Here is a 20,326-nt window from a genome sequence, read left to right on the forward strand (position 1 = left end):
GGAAACATGACCGCCGCGAACCCGCCTGCCCCGGGTGACGTCGACGGCCTGTCGTTCGAGCAGGCTCGCGACGAGCTCGTTCGCGTCGTCGCGGAGCTGGAACAGGGAGCACCGACCCTCGAGGAGTCGCTGCGGCTGTGGGAGCGCGGCGAGGCGCTCGCGGCGCGATGCGAGCAGTGGCTCGTCGGCGCGAAAGAGCGGCTGGATGCGGCACGCGCTTCATCGACGCCCGCCACGGGCGGGGATGGATCGTAATGGCGCAGCGGGAACGGATCGTCGCCGAGCTTGGTCGACCAGAAACTCCTGAGGAAACGGCGGCGCGCAAGGCTGAGTCGTCCCGGATCTATCGCTCGAGTCAGACCTTCCGCAATCTGATCGCTGCCCTGGTGATCACTCTCGGCATCGTCGCGATTGTCATCTTCGCCGTCCCCCGCGGCGAACCAGCGGAGAGGGAGCCGATCGACGTCGCCGCCGTTGCCGAGGAGGTCTCGCTCACCCTCGACGGATCAACCGCGATCGTCCCCGTCGTCCCCGATACGTGGCTGGTCAACGCGGCCACCGTCGCCGGCGACGACCCGCGCACCTGGACGGTCCTGTACGTCCCCGAGGGTGATGCCGGATTCGTTCGCGTTGCCCAGGGCTTCGGTGCCGACCCAACATGGCCCACGCGCGAGCTCTCGGGGGCGGATACCGCAGGAACCACCGTCATCGACGGTGTCGAATGGACCGAATACGACATCCCCGACCCTGCTCGTGCCGGCAACATCTCGGCGGCTCTCAGCACGACCGCCGGCCCGGACACGATTCTCGTCTACGGTGCGACGACACCGGACGCCCTGCGCGTGATCGCGGCGAGCCTGGCCGATCAGATCATCGCTGCCGACGAGGAGAGTTCATGATGCCGACCACGACGCCCGCCGAGGTGTGGGGCGACATGCGCGAGGGAAACGCCCGGTTCGTCTCCGGCGACCCCTCGCATCCGCGACAGGACGTGGAGCGTCGCCACGAACTGGCGGGGGGCCAGCGCCCGCGCGCCGCGCTCTTCGGCTGCGCGGACTCCCGACTTGCCGCCGAGATCATCTTCGACCAGGGGCTCGGTGATCTGTTCGTCGTCCGAAACGCCGGTCAGGTCATCTCCGACTCCGTCGTCGGCAGCCTCGAGTACGCCGTCGCGGTGCTCGAGGTCCCCCTGATCGTCATCCTCGGGCACGACGAATGCGGTGCCGTCGCCGCCGCGATCGAATCGACGACCCTGGATGCTCCCGCACTCCCCCCACACATTTGGCGCCAGATCGCCCCCATCGTCCCGGCGGTCAGGCGCGTCATCCGAGCCTCCGACGGCGGCCCCGTCGACGCTGAGGAAGTCGGCCGCGAGCACTTGCGCGACACCGTCGCCGAGCTCCTCCACTCTTCCGAACTGATCAGCGACGCCGTCGCCGCCGGAACGCTCGCGATCGTCGGAGCGAACTACCGCCTGTCCGAGGGCACGGCCATCCCCGATGTCATCGTGGGCACCGCCGAGGACTCCTGATGACGACGGGCAGCTGCCCGAGCCCAACCGAAGCGAAGGAACGAGGACGTGACTGACATCGAGTACCGCATCGAACACGACACGATGGGCGAGGTGCGGGTTCCCAAGAACGCGCTGTATGCCGCACAAACCCAGCGGGCCGTCGAGAACTTCCCCATCTCGGGTGATGCGCTCGACCCCGCCCAGATCGTGGCGCTGGCGCGTATCAAGAAGGCCGCCGCACTGGCCAACCGGGACCTGGGCACCCTCGACCCGCAGATCGCTGGAGCCATCGCCGCTGCCGCCGACGAGATCATCGACGGCGCTCACGCCGACCAGTTCCCGATCGACGTGTACCAGACCGGCAGCGGGACCTCGTCGAACATGAACATGAACGAGGTGCTGGCAACCCTCGCGACGCGCAGCCTCGGTCAGACCGTGCATCCGAACGATCACGTCAACGCGTCCCAGTCCTCCAACGACGTGTTCCCGACCTCGGTGCACGTCGCCGTGACGCAGGAACTGATCGATGACCTCATCCCGGCGCTCGACCACCTCGCGGTCGCCCTGGAAGAGAAGGCCGAGCTCTGGCAGAGCGTTGTGAAGTCGGGCAGGACGCACCTCATGGATGCCACCCCTGTCACCCTCGGCCAGGAGTTCGGCGGCTACGCTCGCCAGATCCGACTCGGCATCGAACGCGTCCAGGCCGTCATCCCCCATGTCTCCGAGGTGCCCCTGGGCGGAACGGCCGTCGGCACGGGCATCAATACCCCCCTCGGCTTCCCGCAGAAGGTCCTGGAGATCCTGGTCTCGGAGACGGAGCTGCCGATCACCGAGGCCAAGGACCACTTCGAGGCGCAGGCAAACCGCGACGCTCTCGTCGAGGCATCCGGTGCACTGCGCACGATCGCGGTCTCGCTCACGAAGATCAACAACGACCTGCGCTGGATGGGATCGGGACCGAACACGGGCCTTGCCGAGCTGCGCATCCCCGACCTTCAGCCCGGCTCGTCGATCATGCCCGGCAAGGTGAACCCGGTCGTGCCCGAAGCAACCCTCATGGTGTGCGCGCGCATCATCGGCAACGACGCGACGATCGCCTGGGCCGGAGCCTCGGGCGCGTTCGAGCTGAACGTCGCGATCCCCGTCATGGGTACAGCGCTCTTGGAGTCGATCCGGCTCCTGGCCAACACCATGCGTGTCCTGGCCGACAAGACGATCGTCGGCCTGGAAGCCAACGTCGAGCGGGCCACGGCCTTCGCGGGAATGTCGCCGTCGATCGTGACCCCCTTGAACAAGCTCATCGGCTACGAAGCGGCAGCTAAGATCGCCAAGCACGCGGTGGCCGAGGGAGTCACGATTCGTGAAGCCGTCATCTCACTCGGCTATGTCGACCGCGGCGAGCTGACCCTCGAGCAGCTCGACGAGAAGCTCGATCTGCTGTCGATGACCCACCCGGGGTAGTCCGCCATGGATGCGCCGGGTTCGCGCTGCGGGCGATAATCACCCCATGACACGGTCCCAGCGGCCGCATTCCGCTCGGCGTCGCATCGTCACGGGGGCGGCGCTGGCGTGTGCGTTCGCGCTCGCGCTCGTCGGAGGCGTGACGTTCACGACGCAGGCTGTCGCGCTGTGGCGCGACGGTGCGCCGCTGGATGGCCTGGTGCTTCCGATGATCGTCTTCGGCGTGGCATCGCTCGTCGCCGTCGCCCTCGTGGTGCTCGTCGGATGGTTCGTCACCGGTGCGGCGCTTCGCTCGATCGCGCAGGTGCGGGCAGCCGCCGACAGCATGACCCTCGCCGATCTCAGCCGTCGCCTTCCGGGGGACGGGGGCGAGGGCATCGCCGACCTGTCGCAGAGCGTGAACTCGATGCTCGATCGTCTCGAGGGATCGGTCGACTCGCAGCGGCAGCTGCTGGATGACGTGCGCCACGAACTCAAGACGCCGATCACCATCGTGCGCGGGCATCTCGAGATCATGGACGCCTCGGATCGGGCCGAGGTCGATGCCACCCGCGCGATCGGCATCGCGGAACTCGACCGGCTCTCTCGGCTGGTCGAAGACATCGATCTGCTGGCCGCGGCGGAAACCGACACCTACGAGCGCGATGAGATCGAGCTCGCTGCGCTCACGGCGCGGATGGCAGACATGGTGGCCGTCATCCCGGGACACAGCTGGCGCGTCACCGAGCGGGCGACGGGACGGATGATGGGCGACGGCGACCGTCTCCTGCAGGCGTGGCTGCAACTGGCCGACAACGCGTCGAAGTACTCCCCCGATGCGAGTCCGATCGAGGTCGGCAGCGCGTCAGATGCGGTCGAAGTTCGCCTCTGGGTACGCGATCACGGACCCGGTGTTCCGCCCGCGATGCGCCATCGCATCTTCCGCCGCTTCGACCGCGCGGGACGGCGCCGTAGTGTGGGAGGCTCAGGGTTGGGACTGGCGATTGTTGATGCCATCGCGAAAGGCCACGGTGGCCGATGCGAGGTGACCGATACCCCCGGGGGCGGGGCGACTTTCACCATCCACGTACCGCACACCAGCGGTGCGTCCTACCCGGCGCCGGTGCGCGCCGATGACGTGATCCATCAGGGGGAAAGCGGTGACGAGGATCCTCATCGCAGAAGACGAGCCGCAGATATCGGCGTTCGTGGAGCGGGGGCTGCGCGTGGCGGGCTACGAGACCGTGGTCGTCGACGACGGTCCGCCGGCTCTCGAGCTCCTCCGAGGCGGGGCGATCGACCTCGCCCTGCTCGACATCGGTCTGCCGACTCTCGACGGGCTCGAGGTGCTGCGCCAGATCCGCCGCGAGGGCCGCAACGTGCCGATCATCATGCTCACCGCCCGCACCAGCACACGGGATACCGTCGAGGGTCTGGAGTCGGGCGCCAGCGACTACATCCGCAAGCCGTTCACGTTCGAGGAACTCCTCGCACGTGTTCGCTCGCGACTGCGCGAGGTCCCCGCGGACGCGGGAACGACGATCGTCCACGGGGAGGTCTCCCTGGACCTGTTGTCGCGGCGGGCCCTCGTCGCGGGGCGCGAAGTCGAACTGTCAGCTCGGGAGTTTGCGCTCGCCGAGCAGTTCCTGCGAAGCCCGGGAACGGTCCTTTCTCGCGAGCAGCTGCTCAGCCGCGTCTGGGAGATGGACTTCGATCCCGGATCCAACGTCGTCGACGTGTACGTGCGCTACCTGCGGGGAAAGCTCGGAGCGCACCACATCGCCACCGTGCGGGGCGCCGGCTATCGCTGGGAGTGACGCGGCTGACGCTCGGTGGGCGGGCAAGAGAATGCCCCCGGCGTCTGGGGTGTCGCCGGGGGCATGGGCCGGTTATTGGGGGTTTCACCGACCAGGGGGTCTCGCGATCTGGGGGGCTCGCGGAACCCGGTGCACCCATGGTCGCAGACACCGGGTCACCGCAGACCCCCCGCTCGATGAGACTCTTCTCATGGTTCCGTGAGGATCAGCTCGGAGAGAGGCCGCCTCGGCCCGATCAGGACAGCTCGCCCGACTCCAGGAGGTCGGTGACAAGCGCAGCGATCGCCGAGCGCTCGGACCGCACGAGCGTGACATGCCCGAAGAGGTCCTGGCCCTTGAGGGTCTCGATGACCGAGGCGACACCGTCGTGACGTCCCACCCGAAGGTTGTCCCGCTGGCCGACATCGTGGGTGAGGACAACGCGCGAGTTCTGTCCGATCCGGCTGAGCACCGTGAGCAGGACATTGCGCTCCAGAGACTGGGCTTCGTCGACGATCACGAACGCGTCGTGCAGTGAGCGCCCCCGAATGTGCGTCAGCGGAAGCACCTCCAGCAGGCCTCGTTCGACGACTTCTTCCAGCACGTTCCCGGACACGACCGACCCGAGCGTGTCGAAAACTGCCTGACCCCAGGGGTTCATCTTCTCGGCCTGGTCACCCGGCAGGTAGCCGAGCTCTTGACCGCCGACTGCGAACAGCGGACGGAACACGATGATCTTGCGCTGCTGCTGCCGCTCGAGCACCGCCTCCAGCGCCGCGCACAGAGCAAGAGCCGACTTTCCGGTGCCGGCCCGTCCGCCGAGCGACACGATGCCGACCTCTGGGTCGAGAAGAAGGTCGATCGCGACGCGCTGCTCGGCTGAGCGCCCGTGCAGACCGAAAACTTCACGGTCGCCGCGAACAAGCCGGAAGCTCCCGTCGCCGGTGACACGCCCGAGTCCCGAACCGCGCTCGGAGTGGATGATGAGACCGGTGTTCACGGGCAGACCGGTCACCTGGTCGCTGGTAGCGACCTCGCTCTCGTAGAGATCGCTGAGCTCGTCACCGGAGATGTCGATCGTGGCGATGCCCGTCCACCCGGAGTCGATTGCCTGTTCGGCCAGGTACTCCTCGGCGGAGATCCCGAGCGACGCCGCTTTGACCCGCATCGGCAGGTCCTTGGAGACGACCGTGACCTCCTGGCCGTCGGAAGCGAGGTTCATGGCCACCGCCAGGATGCGGCTGTCGTTGTCGCCCAGACGCATCCCCGAGGGCAGCGCATCCGGGTTGGTGTTGTTCAGTTCGACGCGGAGCGTCCCTCCGGCACCGACGGGCACCGGGAAGTCGAGGCGACCGTGCTCGACTCGCAGCTCGTCGAGGTGACGCAGCGCCTGCCGGGCGAAGTACCCGATCTCGGGGTCGTGACGCTTGCCCTCGAGTTCGGTGATCACCACGACCGGCACCACGACGTTGTGCTCGGCGAATCGGAAGAACGCGCGCGGATCGCTCAGCAGCACCGATGTGTCGAGCACGTAGGTGCGAAGCGTCTGATCCTGCTCGGCATCCTCGATCCGGTTGTCCTGGTGAACCCGGTCCTGTGCCTGTGCTGCCCGTGTGGTCACAACCCACTCCCGCCCCGGGTGGTAATTCCCGGTACCCAGCGAGTCGACCAGGGGTCACGAGTCGCGATCCTGACGGCCGACCCGGTCGGGCGCCTTGCCCGACGAGTTGAACGTACGACGGCGAGCCGATGCCGCGGGCGGCGACACGCTGTCGACACCGTTACATCGAGGTAAATTTCTCGGGCCCTACCAGGTGCGGGATGCCGCGTAGGCCGAGAGTGCGGAGGCGAACAGCGACAGCGATTCGTCGCCGGTACCTGCGTGGGCCGAGACACGGATCGTGCCGCCCCGAGGGGTGATGGTCACTCCCGCGTTGGCCAGCGCCGCCGCGAGGGGACCGGCATCCTGCGGCTGGGGAGCCAGGGTCACGATCCCCGCACGACGCTCGGGCTCTCGCGGCGTGATCACGGGGATGGCGTTCTCGTCGGCGATCTCGATCACGCGGGTCGCCCGCGCCTCGACGGCCGCGGCGATCGTGGCCACACCGACATCGTGGATCTCGTGGAGGGCACTTCCCAGGCGCGCCGCAGCGAGCGAATCGGCCTTCGAGACGATGAACGCCCGAGCATCCGGCGATGGCTCGGGCACCGCATCCACGGGCAGCCCGTCGGCAACTCCGGCGTAGCCGGAGAGCACGGGGCCAGCCGATCGACGGCGCGCTGACTGTAGCTTGCGACCCCGGTGCCACGTCCAGCACGAAGCCACTTGTATCCGTTCGCGCAGACGACGTCAGCGACGCCGTAGTCGGCATCCACGACACCGAGGCCTTGGATCGCGTCGACGATGAGCAGGCGATCCCCGATCACGTCGCGGAGGGCTCCCAGGTCGGCGCGGTATCCGGTGCGGAAGTCCACGAGGCTCACCGCGACGGCGGTGACCTCATCGGTGAGGGCGTCGCGCACGGCATCCGGCGTCATGAAGCCGTGCTCGGGTTCGAGCCATGCCGCACGGAGAGTGCCCAGCGCAGCCTCGGCACGCGCGGCGGCGATCGTCAGAGCGGGATACTCGGCGCGGGAGAGCAGGAGGGTGCCGCTGAGTCCATAGATCGCCTGCTGCAGACCGTGGCTCGTCGAGGGCTGGATCACGATCTGCTCGGCAGGGACACCGAGCACGGATGCTGCGTGAGTGCGAGACTGGTCGACGTGTTCGTTGACCAGGTCGACGCTCGAACGGCGCCCCGTCCCGAGAAGCTCGGCATCGGCGTGGACCTCGCTGCGGACGACGGGCGAGAGCGGACCGAACGCCGCCCAGTCCAGATAGCCGGGCTCGGAGTCGAAGGACTCGATGTAGGCCGTGATGTCACCCGTCACGGTCACATTGTGGCACGCCAGGGCATCACCGCGGGCGGTCGCGGCAGCGCTCAGCCCCCGAAGCGACGCTCACGACTCGCGTAGTTGCGCAGCGCCCGAAGGAAGTCCACCTCGCGAAGGTCCGGGCCCAGTGCCTCCATGAAGTAGAACTCGCTGTGCGCGCTCTGCCAAAGCAGAAAGTCGCTCAGCCGCTGCTCACCGGAGGTCCGGATGACCAGGTCAGGGTCGGCCTGTCCCCCGGTGTAGAGGTGTTCACCGATCTGTTCGGGCGTGAGACTTGCCGCGAGCTCTTCGAGCGATCCACCGTCTCGGTCGTGGGCGGCGATGATGCTGCGGACAGCGTCGACGATCTCCGAGCGCCCGCCGTATCCGACCGCGAGGTTCACGTGAAGCCCCTCGTTCCCTGCCGTGCGCTCCTCTGCTGCACGCAGCACCCTGGTCAGTTCGGGCGGAAGCAGATCGGCCCGGCCCACGTGCTTGACCCGCCAGTTCCGAACGCGCGAGACCTCTTCGGCGAGTTCGGCGATGATCTGCAGCAGGTCGTTGAGCTCTGCCGCGTCGCGCTTACGGACGTTGTCGGTCGAGAGCAGGTAGAGGGAGACCACCGTGACACCGAGGTCGTCGCACCATTCCAGGAATTCGCGCATCTTGGCTGCGCCCGCACGATGACCGTGCGCCGCCGTCTCGTAGCCGAGTTGACGCGCCCACCGACGATTGCCGTCGATCATCATCGCGATGTGGTGCGGCATGTTCTCGGGCGTCAGCTCGCGGCGGAGCCTGGCGGTGTAGAGCCGATACAGCGGGCCTTTGCCGCGCGCTGCTGCTCCGACTCCCGATGCCACACGGCCACGTTACTCCTGCGCCCGACCCCAGCGAGGACGCGGACGAGGCGCCGACGCGTACCCCCGCGGGAATACTCGGACTCGTAGGCTCAGAGGGTGACCCCGTCTGGCGTGAACCCTCCGACCGATCGCCCGACTCCCGAGTGGGACGAGGCGGTCGACGGAGCCGAGATGCCCCGGCTGCCGCTGATCGAAGAAGCCGAGTCCGTCGCTGCCGACGAGCTCAAGCCGACCTGGCGCGGCTGGATTCACGCGGCGACGTTCCCCATCGCGATCGCCGCTGGCATCGTTCTGATCGCCCTCTCGCAGGGAACGGCGGCCAAGTGGTCGGCTGCCGTGTTCATGGCGACGTCTCTTCTCCTGTTCGGCAACTCAGCCTTGTACCACCGCTTCCGGTGGAAGCCGAAGACGCGCGCGATCCTCAAGCGCATCGACCACGCGAACATCCTGCTGCTGATCGCCGGTACGTACACCCCGATCGCGGTGCTGGCGCTACCGACATCCCAAGCAACGATCCTGCTCTCCCTCGTGTGGGGTGGCGCGATCCTGGGCATCCTGTTCCGGGTGTTCTGGATCGACGCTCCGCGCTGGCTCTACGTGGCCCTCTATCTTGTGCTCGGATGGGCAGCGGTCATGTACATCGTGCCGCTGTTCGAGGCGAACGCCGCGATGATGGTGCTCGTCGCTGTCGGCGGCATCCTCTACACGCTCGGCGCCGTGGTCTACGCGCTCAAACGTCCCAACCCCTGGCCGGGCCACTTCGGGTTCCACGAGATCTTCCACGTGTGCACGGTGCTCGCGTTCCTGTGCCACTGGACGGCGTGCCTGCTCATCGGTCTGAGCCCCGCCTATCACGGCTAGCGAGAGCCGAGGTTAGGACCGTCCGGGCTCCTCGGCATCCGGCGCCGCATCGCCGTCGGCACTCTCCGAGTCAGCTCCTGACTCCTCCTCAGACTCTGCCCGCGCCTCGGCATCCAGTTCCTCGCGGATGTCCGCGCGCACGCGACCGCGGCGGATGCGGCGCATCATGTCGGAGATGAGCAGAATGACCACGACAGCCAGCAGCGCAATGATCAGAAAGCCCCACGGGCCCGGGGTGACGAGGTCGGGGTCCACCGTCGAGGGGCTCGGAACCGGGGTCGCGGTCCCCAACAGAATGCGCATCATGTCTCGTTTCGACTGGCCAGCGTCTAGCCTGGAGTTCCAGCCTAACGACTCACGAGACACCCCCGATGACGACCGCACCCCCCGCATCCGACGCCGCGATCCGCGCGAAGCTCGACGATCGCTACGGGCGACGAGGTGGGCGCGCGCCTCGCTGGGTCATCATCCTCGGGCTCGTGGTGGTCGTGGCGATCATCGGGTGGTTCGGCTGGATGACCGTCGCGAACTCACTCGAGAGTGTGGATGCCGACACCACCGGCTTCACCGTGGTCGACGACCGTACGGTGAGCCTCAGCTTCCAGGTGACGGCACCGACCAATCGGGAGGTCGCGTGCATTCTCGAGGCGCAGGACGAACAGCACGGCATCGTCGGTTGGCGGGTGCTGGTCATCCCTCCCTCGAGCGAGCACACGCGTGCGTTCGTCGAGACGATCCCGACGACCGCGGGCGCGACGACGGGTTTGATCAACGCCTGCTGGGTGACGTAATCTAGCGAGACTGATTCAACGACGCCCTGGCGCTGCCGGGGCGTCTTGCCATATCGGCGCCGACGAAAGGAGACGCTCGTGTCCAGCGATGCCCCGGTGACCTTCCTCACCCAGGAGGCCTTCGACCGCCTCCACGCCGAGCTCGAGCACCTGTCCACCGTCGGCCGCGAAGAGATCGCCAAGCGCATCGAGGCAGCGCGCGAAGAGGGAGACCTCAAGGAGAACGGCGGCTACCACGCAGCCAAGGACGAGCAGGGCAAGCAGGAAGCTCGCATCCGCACTCTCCAGGCCCTGCTGAAGAACGCCACGGTGGGTGTCGCGCCCGAGAGCACGGGAGTCGTAGAGCCGGGAACTGTCGTCACAGCGGTGGTCGCCGGCGGCGAAGAGGTCTTCCTCCTCGGAAACCGCGAGATCGGTGCCGGGTCAGAGCTCGACGTGTACAGCGAAGCCTCGCCGCTCGGTGCCGCGATTCTGGGCCTGAAGGAGGGCGACACGACGTCCTACACCGCGCCCAACGGCCGGGAGATCGCGGTGGAGATCGTCAAGGTCGAGACCTACGACGGGCAGTAAGGCTCGACGTCAGTCCGCGGCGACGTGGACGACGAACCCGGCGTTTTCCAGCGTCGCGATGACGTGAGCCTTGTGCTCTTCGCCGCGTGTTTCGACGCTCAGCTGCAGGATCACCTCGCTGATCTGAAGCCCCTGCCCGTGACGGGTGTGCAGGACCTCGATGACGTTGGCACCCGCGAGAGCCAGCAGCTCTGAGACCCGCGCCAGCTGCCCGGGGCGATCTGGCAGCGGGACACGCATCGTCATGTAGCGACCGGATGCCGACAGTCCGTGCGCGACGACGCGCTGCAGCAGCAGCGGATCGATGTTGCCGCCGGACAGCACGCACGCCGTCGGGCCCTGCGCGGTGATCTTGCCGGCCAGAATGGCCGCGACCCCGACGGCGCCCGCCGGCTCCACAACCTGCTTCGCGCGCTCCAGCAGCACGAGAAGGGCCCGCGCGATGTCGTCCTCAGAGACGGTGACGACCTCGTCCACCAGCTGGCTGATGATCTCGAAGGGCAGGTCTCCCGGTCGTGCGACGGCGATGCCGTCGGCGATCGTGGCTCGGGTGGCGACCTCCAGGGGGCGACCTGCCGCGAGTGAGGCCGGGTAGGCAGCAGAGTTCTCGGCCTGAACGCCGATGATGCGCACCGAACGCCCCACGGCAGCCGCGCGGGCCTTTACCGCGGCGGCAACACCCGACATCAGTCCCCCGCCGCCGATCCCGATGATGACTGTGTCGAGGTCGGGCATGTCGTCCATCAGCTCGAGGCCGAGGGTGCCTTGCCCCGCGATGATGTCCGGGTGGTCGAAGGGGTGGATCAGCACGGCGCCGGTGCGCTCGGCGAATTCGGCGGCCAGGCGAAGCGGCGTTTCGACCGTGGCACCTTCGAGGATGACATCGGCTCCATAGCCGCGGGTGGCCAGCAGCTTCGGAACCGGTACGCCCAGCGGCATGAAGATCGTCGCGGGAATCCCGAGCTGATGAGCGGCCAGGGCGACCCCCTGCGCGTGGTTACCGGCGGATGCCGCGACCACACCGCGTGCCCGTTCGGCCTCCGTGAGGCGAGAAAGCCGGTTCACGGCGCCCCGGATCTTGAACGAACCAGTGCGCTGGAGGTTCTCGAGTTTGAGGGCGACGGGTACGCCGAGCAGGTCTGTCAGATGCAGGGACTCGTCCATCGGGGTGTGTCGGATGACACCCGAAAGAGTTGCTGCCGCATCCTCGATGTCGGCGAGGGTGGGGATACTCACTTGCCGATTCTCCTCGGGCGGGGAACGGTCGACCAAATCAGGTCGGGCGCGTCAGGTTTCGCGCCGGGCTCCCACGCCCGATCACCCAGGTAGACCGCCACGACGTTGACGAACGCGGCCAGAGGCACGGCGAACAGCGCCCCGGGGATGCCGGCGATGAGCGCACCACCCGCGACGACGAGCACCACCGCGAGGGGATGCACCTTGACGGCAGATCCCATGAGAAGCGGCTGCAGGACGTGGCCTTCCAGCTGCTGGACACCGAGCACGACCACCAGCATCCAGAGTGCGATCCACGGACCGTTGTAGACGAGAGCGAGGAAGACAGCGAGCGCTCCGGTGACGACGGCACCGACGATCGGGATGAAGGAACCGAGGAAGACCAGCACAGCAATGGGGATGGCAAGCGGCACGCCGAGCAGGAACGCCCCGAGGCCGATACCGACCGCGTCGATCGTCGCGACGAGCAACTGCGTGCGCGCATAGTTGGCCACCGTGACCCAGCCGGCACGTCCGGCGCCGTCGACCGCGGGACGCGCAGCGCGCGGGAACAGCCGGGTCGTCCAGCGCCAGATCCCCGCGCCGTCGGCGAGGAGGGTGAGCAGGATGAAGATCGTGAGCAGCGCTCCCGTTGCCACATGTCCGACCGTGGTGCCGATCGCCAGGGCACCCGTCCACAGCAGTTCAGCCTGCTGCTGGATGAAGGTCCAGGCCTGCGCGAGCAGGTCGTCGATCTGGCCGGCGGTGAGGTGAAGCGGCCCGTCGATCAGGTACTGGCGGAACTGCTGCACTGCCTCAATCGTGCGCGACTGCACCGATGGCCACTCGCGCGTGATCTGCCAGATGGCAAGCCACAGCAACCCGGTGACGATCGCCGCCGTACCGAGCACGGTGATGGCGATCGCGAGCCATCGCGGGAACCGCAGGCGCAGCATTCCGGTGAAGGCCGGCCACACCAGCGCGGTGATCAGGATCGAGATCAGAAGCGGGATGACCAGCAGTTTGAGCTGGATGACAAGCCAAATCCCGACGCCGATCGCCGCCGCGATCACCAGGAACCGCCAGGCGTAGGCGGCTGCCAGGTGGAACCCCGGAGGGATGCCGCGCGTCGCCTGCACGGACACGATCCGACGTCTGTCCCGAATCGCGTCGAAGAACGACCCCGTGGGCTTGTCGTCGGGAGTACTCATCCGTTCAGTCTAGAACCGGGGCATGGCACAGGCCGGGAGCGCGGGCACTAGCGTGGAGGTGTGAAACGTGGCCCGCTCATCGCCGTCATTGCGGCCGGCGCGGTGCTTCTCGTGGTCGCCGGCGTCGTGCTCTGGCTGGTGCTACGCCCCTCCGGACCGCAAGCCGTCGTCGAAGAGTACCTCGATGACGTGAGCCGCGGCGATGCGGCTGCCGCCCTGAGCCTCGTCACTGCTGACGGAGTCGATGCGGCGTCCACCGAAGCCGCATTCGCCGGCGCCTCCGCCACCATCTCCGACGCCGTCGTCACCGCCATCAGTGAGGATGGTGACACGGCCACGGCGTCTGTCACGTTCACGCTCGACGCGTCATCCGGGTCCGGCGAGATCGCCCTCGTTCGCACGGATGCCGGGTGGAAGGTGACCGCCAGCGGACTGGGGTCTCTCACGATCTCTTCGACGGTGGGCGATGCCGCCGTCATCGGCACCGCGCTCATCGGGGTGGACGAGCCGGTACTGCTGCTCCCGGCGCTCTACGACGTTCTCCCCGCTCCCGTCGGCATCCTGACGGGAGCGACCACCGCCGCGGTCAGTCCCGGTGCCGCGACGACCGCGGCGCTGGAGCCGCAGCTGTCGGATGCCGCGCTCGAGACCGCGGCAGCACAGGTGCAGGCCCACCTCGATGCGTGCACGGCGCCGACCGACGCGATCCCCGAGAACTGCGGCATCCGCGTCCCCTGGGCTGCCGATCTCGCCCTCCTGACAACGCTCAGCTTCCGCGTCGAGACGGCGCCGACGCTCGCTTTCGCCGTGAACCTGTCGAGCTTTGCCGCGACGGGCGGTGTGCTCGTTGCGACGGCCTCCGGAACGACACGGGACGGCTCGGCGGGGACGTTCACCTATCGCACGGACGACTGGTCGCTGCGCGGGGGGATGAGCTTCACCGGAAACCAGCTCGTTCTGTCGGTTGACTGAATCGGACCGTCTGCCGATCTGAGCCTCAGAACTGGCCGCCGATCGTGTGCAGGCGTTCGATGCGGGCGGGAATGGGCGGATGGGTCGCGAACAGGCGCGACACGCCCTTGGCGCTGAGCGGGTTGGCAAACCACAGGTGCGCCATCGAGGTGTTCGCCCGGGTGAGCGGTTGCGCGTGGGACTCGAGCTTCGCGAGCGCCGACGCCAAGCCATCGGGGTCACGGGTGGTCAGCGCGCCGGTCGCGTCGGCGAGGTACTCGCGCTGACGCGAGATGGCTGCCTGCACGGCACCGGCCAGCAGCGGCGCCACGATGGCGGCGACGATGCCGAAGATGAGGAAGAACAGCTGCGCTTGGCTGTTGTTGCCCGACCGGCGCAGACCACCGAAGAACGCCATACGCATCAGGATGTCGGCGAGCAGCCCCACCGCCACGACGAGGCCGAACACGATGAGGGAGACCCGGATGTCGTAGTTGCGGATGTGACCGAGTTCGTGCGCCAGCACCCCCTCGAGTTCGCGGTCGGTCATGATCTCGAACAGCCCTGTCGTCACCGTGATGGCGGCCTCTTCGGGCTTGCGGCCCGTGGCGAAAGCGTTGGGCGCGGCATCCTCGACGACATACAAGCGCGGCATCGGGGTGCCGGTCGTGATGCACAGGTTTTCGACCAGCCGATAGTAGCGCGGCGCGTCTTCGCGGGAGACCTCGATGGCTCCCGCGAGGGCGAGGGCTTCACGGTCGGCGGCGAAGTACTGCACCACGGCGTAGCCGACGGCAAAGATCAGGATGAAGGCCGTCACCCACCAGTTGTTGCCCATGAGCCAACCGGCGAGCAGACCAATGGCCCCCAGCCCGAGGACGAACAGGATCAGGATGAACCAGGTGTTGCGCTTGTTCCGCGCGATGGCGCTGTACATGCGGCCTCTCGCCGGAACCGGTTAGAACTGGATGCGCGGCGGCTCGGAGATCGCTGCCCCGTCAACGACCTCGAAGAACTCGCGCTCGCTGAAACCGAGGTTCTTGGCGAACAGGTTGTTCGGGAAGACCTTGATCTTGGTGTTCAGCTCGCGAACGCCGCCGTTGTAGAACCGGCGGGATGCCTGAATCTTGTCTTCGGTGTCAACCAGTGCCTGCTGCAGTTGCAGGAAGTTCGTACTGGCCTGCAGCTGGGGATAGGCCTCGGCGACGGCGAACAGGGACTTCAGAGCCTGCTGCACGTGCCCTTCGGCAACACCCGCCTCCGCGGGCCCGGACGCGGAGAGCGTCTCGGCGCGCGCTTGCGTGACGTTTTCGAACACCGCCCGTTCGTGAGCCGCGTAACCCTTCACCGTTTCGATCAGGCCCGGGATCAGGTCGGCGCGGCGCTTGAGCTGGACGGTGATGTCGCTCCAGGCCTCGTCGACGCGCACATTCAACTGCACGAGCGAGTTGTATGTCGCCCACAGGTAGATGCCAACGATGACGACCAGCGCCACGATGATCAGAACCGGGATCAGCCACTCCCACATGGCTGCCATCCTAGGGGACGCGCCTGCCGACTGACTGTGAGTGCGGTGGATCCGCAGCCGACCGGATCAGCTGCCGAGTACCCGCTCCAGATACGTGTTCTGGAACGCGCGACGCGGGTCGAGGCGGTCGCGCAACGACACGAAATCGTCGAACCGGGGGTACCGCTCGCGCAAACCGTCGGCATCCAGGGTGTGCATCTTGCCCCAGTGCGGCCGACCGTCGTGCGCGAGCATGATCTGCTCGACGGCGGTGAAGTACTCGGTGGGGTCCTCACGCCAGTACCGGTGCACGGCGATGTAGCCCGAGTCTCGGTCATGCGCGGTCGACAGCCAGCGGTCGTCGCCGGCAGCGAAGCGCACCTCCACCGGAAATGAGATCCGCCATCCGCGAGCACGGATGAGGGCACGCAGTTCGTCGAACGCCGAGCGCACCGCGGCGGCCGGCAGGGCGTACTCCATTTCACGAAACCGCACGGTGCGGCTCTGCGTGAACACACGAGTGGACCGGTCGGTGTAGTCACGGTTGCCGGTGAGCTTCACCGCGAGCCGGGAGAACGGGGGCACGACGGCAGGAACGCGGGCACCGACGCCGCACACCGCGCGGTAGACCCCGTTGGCGAGGAGGGATTCGTCGACCCACTTCCCCACTGCCGGGAGGGGTTTGCGCACCGCGGATTCGGGCAGGCGCGTGTTGGACTTCGTCAGTGCGACATCTGTGTGGGGAAACCAGTAGTACTCGAAGTGATCGACACTCGAGACGCGCTCATCGAGGCTGTCGAGGACATCAAGGAGCGGCTCTGGCCGCTCTGTCGCCTCGAGCACGAACGCCGGGACGCACTGCACGGTGACATCGACCAGGATGCCCAGAGCACCCAGTCCGAGCGCGACAGCGGGCAGAAGATCCGCGTTCTCGGTGTCACTCACCCTCAGGATGTCGCCGGTTCCGGTAACCAGGGTGGCGCCGACGATCTGGGTGGAGATCCCGCCGAAGGCGGCGCCCGTGCCGTGGGTTCCGGTCGAGATCGCCCCGGCGATCGTCTGCCGGTCAATATCGCCGAGGTTCTGCATCGCCAGCCCGTAGGGGGCAAGGAGCCCCGGGATCTGATGCAGTCGGGTGCCGGCGCGGAGCGTGACCCGGCGGCGTTCGTGATCGACGGAGACCAGACCTGAGAGGTCGGTGAGATCGAGCAGGACGTCGGAGGCGACGGCGATCCCCGTGAAGCTGTGCCCGGCACCCACCGCCTTGATGCGACGACCACGGGAGAGCGCGGCCTGCACCGAGCGCTGCACGGCGTCCGCGGATGCCGGGAACTCGACGCTCTGCGGTCGTACGCGCGCCGAGCGTCCCCAGTTCTGCCATGTGCCGCCGGGTCGTGTCACAGGAACGCCTTCCCTTCGCCGCGATACGTCGGCGCCTCACCGACGACGGTGTCATCGTCCACGAGCAGGTAGTGGTCGACCCGCTCGGCAAGTTCGCCGCTCTTGGCGTGCCGGAACCAGACCCGGTCCCCGACACGCAGGTGTCGCGCCGCCTCGCCCTGCAGGGGGGTCTGCACCTCTCCCGCTCCCTCGCGGGGCAGCGTGCGCAGACCCGTCGGCCAGACCGGTCGCGGTTGGCGGGAAGCGACGGGCGGGCCCGACGCGATCCATCCGCCGCCGAGCACTGTCGCAATGTCGGGCGTGGGCTTGCGCACCACCTCGAGCGAGAAGGCAGCGGCCGGTTGGGGTGCGAAGACGCGGTATCCGTCGAACAGGTGGCCGGCAAACAGGCCGCTTCCCGCGGTCACCTCGGTGACAGCTTGATCGGATGCCGTGAACTCCAGTGATCCGGTGCCGCCGCCATTGACGAACTCCAGCGGGGCGATCGGACGCAGGGCTGCGACGATCGCCTGGCGCCGCTCCAGAAGCTCCGCGGAAGACCGGTGCTGCATCCATCGGATGAGCCCGTCGCCGGAACCCGTGGCATCCCCCTGGCCCGCGATCTGCGCCTCGTACATCATGAGTCCGACGAGCTGGAAGCCCTCGCGACGGGTGATCGCGCGCGCGAGGCTTGCCACCTCGCCCGGTTCGTGCACCGGCGAGCGACGCACACCGATGTGGCCGAGCGCGGGGGCTCGCCACGACGCGTCAGCGTCGATCGCGACACGGATGGTGGGTCGCGATCGCGGCGGCACGACCGCATCGACGATGTCGAGTTGGGCGAGATCGTCGACCATGAGCGTGACCCGCGCGCAGGCCTCGTCGCTCTCGGCCAGCGTCGCGATCGCTCCCCGGTCAACGGTCGGATATCCGAGAACAACGTCATCACGCGTCTGGGCGAGCCAGAGCGCCTCAGGCAGCGTGAAGGCGAGGATCCCGGCGTAGCCCGGCAGGGCGAGGGTCGCGTCGATCGCCTCGCGCACGCGAACCGACTTGCTCGCGACACGGATGGGGACGCCTGCGGCGCGCACCGCCATGTCCAGAGCGTTGTGCCGAAGGGCCCCGAGATGGAGCGTCGCGACGGGGCCGGAGACGGATGCCACGGCATCCGTCTCCCGTTGCCAGTAGGTGGCGGCGTCGTGAGCCGGCTGTTTCGCATCCGTCAGAGCCTGCCCAAACGACACCATGACGGCACTCTACTCGGGCCGGTGGTGCACCTTCGGGGCTGACGTGCGTGTGCTCGTGCGAAGGCGCACGTCGGGTCGGCGAGTTAGGGTGCTCCCATGACGGCATCCCGCAGCTCATCGGTTCGCGTCAGCCTCGTCGCCGTGCTCGGAACGGTCCTCGTGTTTCTGTACGCGACGCTGGCTGCCGTTCAGATCCTGGTGCTGAATCCGCTTGCGGTAGCGCCCGGCACGTCCCTCGAGCAGATCCACGCCGATCTCGCTCAGGCCGGCGAGTCGCTCGGCACTCCCTTCGTGCTGGCCTTTCTGAGTCTCGGGCCGGCGCTGGCCGTCCTCCTCATGTTTCTGCTGGCCCGTCAGCCACGGGTCGGTGCTCGCGCGACCGGGATCGGGTACGCCGTGCTGCTCGCGTTCGGGGCTCCTGCCTCCTTCATCGCGTCATTCGGCCCCGGGATGGCGTTGGCCGACACCTACCTCACCTCTGGCGCCGACCATTCGGGCTGGAGCTCCGTGCTGTATGGCGTCAGCGCCCTCGCGCTCGCGGTCGCTGTTGTTCTGAGCATCATCCCTCAGCGCGACGCTGGGCGTCAGGAACTGAACCAGCCGAAGCTCGCTGACTGATCCTCGTGCGGCGGCTGGTCGGCGAGGTCGCCGTCACCGGAGCCGAGCATTGCACGGGTGAGTTTCTGGCGTGAGCCCAATAGACGCTCGAGTTCGGCGACGAGGTCGGCGTCGCCCGGCTCGCGCCCCTCGCCGATCGCGCGGAGCACCGTGCGCCTCATCAGTTCCTTCGCGAAGGAGCCGGTGGTTCCCTCGGCTCGGTCAGCTGCCGCCGTCAGCGTCTCGTCGCTGAACGACAGGTCTCGGGCATACCGTCGGAAGAGGCTGCCACGCTCCTGCGCGGCAGGGAGGGGAATCTCGACCGCAAGATCCACACGCCCCGGGCGTTCGGCGAGGGCACGTTCGAGCACGTCGACACGGTTTGTCGTCATGACGAAGGCGACGTCGGCGTCCCCACCGAGCCCATCGAGGGCATCGAGCACCTCAAAGAGCAACGGTTGTGGGGAGCCATGCCGCTGCATCGCGACGAGGTCGATATCTTCGAGAACGACGATCGCGGGCTGGAAGGTCCGCGCGATCTCGGCAGCCGCGGTCACGAACTGGATGCTTGATCCTGTGAGCACGACAGCTGTGACATCCGGCGTTGCGGTGAGCAGGTGGCGGACGGTCAGCGTCTTGCCCGTTCCGGGCGGACCGTACAACAACACGCCGCGCTTCAGGTGCTGCCCCGCGTCACGAAGTGCCGTGCTGCTGCGGCCGATACCGATGACGTGCTGCGCGATCTCGTCAAGGACACCCTCGGCGAGCACGACCTCGTCGGCCGCGACAGTGGGGCGGGCGACGAACGTGGCACCGGCATCGCGGCCGAACTCGGTCGGCTGGAACGACAAGACCTGTCCGCGGAGCACGCTGTGTTCAACCATCAGACGACGCAGTGCGTCGAAGAACGAGGGAACAACGCTCTCGTCCGCGCACAGCACCTCCAGCTGCCCGGTCTGCCGCCCGAACTCGGGTGCGGCTGCTCGTTGCGCGACGACGATCGGTGTGCCCTCGAAGGTCAACAGCCGTACGCCGAGCGACACCACCCGGGTACTCGTGTCCGGACCGGTTGCCCGTTCGATGTAGTCCACGGGACCGGGCGCGTAGCGTGCGTGCGGGTTCGTCACCCACTCAGCGAGCCCCTGGTGGTGTCGTTGATCGGCGCCGGTGACGCCGATCAGGCGCCCACCGGCCGCGCCCATCGCGTTCAATGCGAGATCCGCATCGACCATGCGGTGATCTGCGATCCGTTCGACCAGCACCGAGACCTGAGATGCATCAACGCCCAGGTGCTCGCTGACCACGTCACCGAGCGGTGTTCGCACCGAGAGCGCCTCACGACTACTCACCTCGTTCACGTGTCGGAGGTACTCAGATACAGCTCGCATCAGTTCGCGGTCATCGTCAGCCAACATGCCATCGACTCTTTCACAGCCGTTGCGGTGGCGACGGTGGTGGCGGTCGTGACGGTGGT

Annotated in this window: 22 protein-coding genes and 1 pseudogene; 11 read left to right on the forward strand and 12 right to left on the reverse strand. The window is 67.6% G+C overall.

The window, feature by feature from the left end:
* Positions 1-6 precede the first annotated feature (6 nt).
* The 6 genes and pseudogenes from IT882_RS10710 to IT882_RS10735 all read left to right on the forward strand — a co-directional run bounded on the left by IT882_RS10710 (position 7) and on the right by IT882_RS10735 (position 4,770).
* Positions 7-255 carry an exodeoxyribonuclease VII small subunit gene (locus tag IT882_RS10710; protein WP_195691847.1) on the forward strand — a complete coding sequence of 83 codons (249 nt, stop codon included), beginning with the start codon at positions 7-9 and terminating at the stop codon, positions 253-255.
* Positions 255-899 carry a DUF4245 family protein gene (locus IT882_RS10715; protein ID WP_195691848.1) on the forward strand — a complete coding sequence of 215 codons (645 nt, stop codon included), beginning with the start codon at positions 255-257 and terminating at the stop codon, positions 897-899. Before IT882_RS10710 ends, IT882_RS10715 begins: the two co-directional genes overlap by 1 nt.
* Entirely contained in the window at positions 896-1,531 is a 636-nt protein-coding gene (locus tag IT882_RS10720; protein WP_418887746.1) for a carbonic anhydrase, read from the forward strand. The genes IT882_RS10715 and IT882_RS10720 overlap by 4 nt, the downstream gene beginning before the upstream one ends.
* A gap of 48 nt (positions 1,532-1,579) precedes the next feature.
* Positions 1,580-2,974, forward strand: coding sequence for a class II fumarate hydratase (locus IT882_RS10725; RefSeq protein ID WP_195691849.1), 1,395 nt, complete (start codon positions 1,580-1,582; stop codon positions 2,972-2,974).
* A 208-nt stretch (positions 2,975-3,182) separates the two neighbouring features.
* A pseudogene (locus tag IT882_RS16545) lies at positions 3,183-4,040 on the forward strand (ATP-binding protein); the annotation flags it as partial.
* Between the two features lie 73 nt (positions 4,041-4,113).
* Positions 4,114-4,770, forward strand: a complete 657-nt coding sequence (locus IT882_RS10735) for a response regulator transcription factor (protein ID WP_195691850.1) — start codon at positions 4,114-4,116, stop codon at positions 4,768-4,770.
* A 235-nt stretch (positions 4,771-5,005) separates the two neighbouring features.
* Here the strand turns inward: IT882_RS10735 and IT882_RS10740 are convergent, their stop codons facing one another.
* From IT882_RS10740 to IT882_RS10750, 4 genes are all read right to left on the reverse strand, one after another.
* Positions 5,006-6,370, reverse strand: coding sequence for a PhoH family protein (locus IT882_RS10740; protein ID WP_418887747.1), 1,365 nt, complete (start codon positions 6,368-6,370; stop codon positions 5,006-5,008).
* A gap of 186 nt (positions 6,371-6,556) precedes the next feature.
* Positions 6,557-6,853 carry a hypothetical protein gene (locus IT882_RS16550; RefSeq protein ID WP_229382069.1) on the reverse strand — a complete coding sequence of 99 codons (297 nt, stop codon included), beginning with the start codon at positions 6,851-6,853 and terminating at the stop codon, positions 6,557-6,559.
* Complete coding sequence (locus tag IT882_RS10745; RefSeq protein WP_229382070.1) at positions 6,808-7,680, reverse strand: aminotransferase class V-fold PLP-dependent enzyme; 873 nt, start codon at positions 7,678-7,680, stop codon at positions 6,808-6,810. Before IT882_RS10745 ends, IT882_RS16550 begins: the two co-directional genes overlap by 46 nt.
* A gap of 50 nt (positions 7,681-7,730) precedes the next feature.
* Positions 7,731-8,522 carry an isoprenyl transferase gene (locus tag IT882_RS10750; protein ID WP_195691851.1) on the reverse strand — a complete coding sequence of 264 codons (792 nt, stop codon included), beginning with the start codon at positions 8,520-8,522 and terminating at the stop codon, positions 7,731-7,733.
* A 171-nt stretch (positions 8,523-8,693) separates the two neighbouring features.
* Here IT882_RS10750 and trhA point away from each other — a divergent pair, with 171 nt between their 5' ends.
* Positions 8,694-9,383, forward strand: a complete 690-nt coding sequence (gene trhA / locus IT882_RS10755; RefSeq protein ID WP_195694310.1) for a PAQR family membrane homeostasis protein TrhA — start codon at positions 8,694-8,696, stop codon at positions 9,381-9,383.
* Positions 9,384-9,395: 12 nt separating this feature from the next.
* Here trhA and IT882_RS10760 read toward each other — a convergent pair whose 3' ends face one another.
* Positions 9,396-9,686, reverse strand: coding sequence for a hypothetical protein (locus tag IT882_RS10760; RefSeq protein WP_229382071.1), 291 nt, complete (start codon positions 9,684-9,686; stop codon positions 9,396-9,398).
* Between the two features lie 68 nt (positions 9,687-9,754).
* Here IT882_RS10760 and IT882_RS10765 point away from each other — a divergent pair, with 68 nt between their 5' ends.
* Both IT882_RS10765 and greA read left to right on the forward strand, forming a co-directional pair.
* Positions 9,755-10,174 carry a DUF4307 domain-containing protein gene (locus IT882_RS10765; RefSeq protein WP_195691853.1) on the forward strand — a complete coding sequence of 140 codons (420 nt, stop codon included), beginning with the start codon at positions 9,755-9,757 and terminating at the stop codon, positions 10,172-10,174.
* Between the two features lie 78 nt (positions 10,175-10,252).
* Positions 10,253-10,744, forward strand: coding sequence for a transcription elongation factor GreA (greA, locus tag IT882_RS10770; protein ID WP_195691854.1), 492 nt, complete (start codon positions 10,253-10,255; stop codon positions 10,742-10,744).
* Positions 10,745-10,753: 9 nt separating this feature from the next.
* Here greA and ilvA read toward each other — a convergent pair whose 3' ends face one another.
* Positions 10,754-11,980 (reverse strand): threonine ammonia-lyase, encoded by a 1,227-nt coding sequence (gene ilvA, locus IT882_RS10775; protein WP_195691855.1) that lies wholly within the window; start codon positions 11,978-11,980, stop codon positions 10,754-10,756.
* On the reverse strand, positions 11,977-13,170 hold the full coding sequence (locus IT882_RS10780; RefSeq protein WP_195691856.1) for an AI-2E family transporter: 1,194 nt from the start codon (positions 13,168-13,170) through the stop codon (positions 11,977-11,979). The genes ilvA and IT882_RS10780 overlap by 4 nt, the downstream gene beginning before the upstream one ends.
* Positions 13,171-13,230: 60 nt before the next feature.
* Between IT882_RS10780 and IT882_RS10785 the strand changes: the two genes are divergently transcribed.
* Positions 13,231-14,142 (forward strand): DUF4878 domain-containing protein, encoded by a 912-nt coding sequence (locus IT882_RS10785; protein WP_195691857.1) that lies wholly within the window; start codon positions 13,231-13,233, stop codon positions 14,140-14,142.
* Positions 14,143-14,167: 25 nt separating this feature from the next.
* Here the strand turns inward: IT882_RS10785 and IT882_RS10790 are convergent, their stop codons facing one another.
* The 4 genes from IT882_RS10790 to IT882_RS10805 all read right to left on the reverse strand — a co-directional run bounded on the left by IT882_RS10790 (position 14,168) and on the right by IT882_RS10805 (position 18,255).
* On the reverse strand, positions 14,168-15,058 hold the full coding sequence (locus IT882_RS10790) for a M48 family metalloprotease (RefSeq protein ID WP_195691858.1): 891 nt from the start codon (positions 15,056-15,058) through the stop codon (positions 14,168-14,170).
* 21 nt (positions 15,059-15,079) lie between these two features.
* Positions 15,080-15,649, reverse strand: a complete 570-nt coding sequence (locus tag IT882_RS10795; protein ID WP_195691859.1) for a LemA family protein — start codon at positions 15,647-15,649, stop codon at positions 15,080-15,082.
* Between the two features lie 66 nt (positions 15,650-15,715).
* Positions 15,716-17,029, reverse strand: coding sequence for a D-arabinono-1,4-lactone oxidase (locus tag IT882_RS10800; protein ID WP_195691860.1), 1,314 nt, complete (start codon positions 17,027-17,029; stop codon positions 15,716-15,718).
* The gene (locus IT882_RS10805) at positions 17,026-18,255 is read right to left on the reverse strand and encodes an alanine racemase (protein ID WP_195691861.1); all 1,230 of its coding nucleotides are present in this window, start codon (positions 18,253-18,255) and stop codon (positions 17,026-17,028) included. The genes IT882_RS10800 and IT882_RS10805 overlap by 4 nt, the downstream gene beginning before the upstream one ends.
* Before the next feature lie 96 nt (positions 18,256-18,351).
* Between IT882_RS10805 and IT882_RS10810 the strand changes: the two genes are divergently transcribed.
* Positions 18,352-18,873, forward strand: a complete 522-nt coding sequence (locus tag IT882_RS10810) for a hypothetical protein (RefSeq protein ID WP_195691862.1) — start codon at positions 18,352-18,354, stop codon at positions 18,871-18,873.
* Here the strand turns inward: IT882_RS10810 and IT882_RS10815 are convergent.
* Positions 18,840-20,267 (reverse strand): AAA family ATPase, encoded by a 1,428-nt coding sequence (locus IT882_RS10815; RefSeq protein WP_195691863.1) that lies wholly within the window; start codon positions 20,265-20,267, stop codon positions 18,840-18,842. The two genes, IT882_RS10810 and IT882_RS10815, sit on opposite strands and share 34 nt — an antisense overlap.
* Between the last annotated feature and the right edge of the window lie 59 nt (positions 20,268-20,326).

The organism is Microbacterium schleiferi (assembly GCF_015565955.1).
Taxonomy (GTDB): Bacteria; Actinomycetota; Actinomycetes; order Actinomycetales; family Microbacteriaceae; genus Microbacterium; species Microbacterium schleiferi_A.

Excerpts from the sequence above, each read along its gene's own strand:
- IT882_RS10810 (WP_195691862.1), top strand. The coding sequence starts at position 18,352 with ATGACGGCATCCCGCAGCTCATCGGTTCGCGTCAGCCTCGTCGCCGTG.
- IT882_RS10715 (WP_195691848.1), top strand. The coding sequence starts at position 255 with ATGGCGCAGCGGGAACGGATCGTCGCCGAGCTTGGTCGACCAGAAACT.
- IT882_RS10765 (WP_195691853.1), top strand. The coding sequence starts at position 9,755 with ATGACGACCGCACCCCCCGCATCCGACGCCGCGATCCGCGCGAAGCTC.
- IT882_RS10805 (WP_195691861.1), bottom strand. The coding sequence starts at position 18,255 with ATGGTGTCGTTTGGGCAGGCTCTGACGGATGCGAAACAGCCGGCTCAC.
- trhA (WP_195694310.1), top strand. The coding sequence starts at position 8,694 with ATGCCCCGGCTGCCGCTGATCGAAGAAGCCGAGTCCGTCGCTGCCGAC.
- IT882_RS10720 (WP_418887746.1), top strand. The coding sequence starts at position 896 with ATGATGCCGACCACGACGCCCGCCGAGGTGTGGGGCGACATGCGCGAG.
- IT882_RS10780 (WP_195691856.1), bottom strand. The coding sequence starts at position 13,170 with ATGAGTACTCCCGACGACAAGCCCACGGGGTCGTTCTTCGACGCGATT.
- IT882_RS10760 (WP_229382071.1), bottom strand. The coding sequence starts at position 9,686 with ATGCGCATTCTGTTGGGGACCGCGACCCCGGTTCCGAGCCCCTCGACG.
- IT882_RS10790 (WP_195691858.1), bottom strand. The coding sequence starts at position 15,058 with ATGTACAGCGCCATCGCGCGGAACAAGCGCAACACCTGGTTCATCCTG.
- IT882_RS10815 (WP_195691863.1), bottom strand. The coding sequence starts at position 20,267 with ATGTTGGCTGACGATGACCGCGAACTGATGCGAGCTGTATCTGAGTAC.
- IT882_RS10795 (WP_195691859.1), bottom strand. The coding sequence starts at position 15,649 with ATGTGGGAGTGGCTGATCCCGGTTCTGATCATCGTGGCGCTGGTCGTC.
- IT882_RS10710 (WP_195691847.1), top strand. The coding sequence starts at position 7 with ATGACCGCCGCGAACCCGCCTGCCCCGGGTGACGTCGACGGCCTGTCG.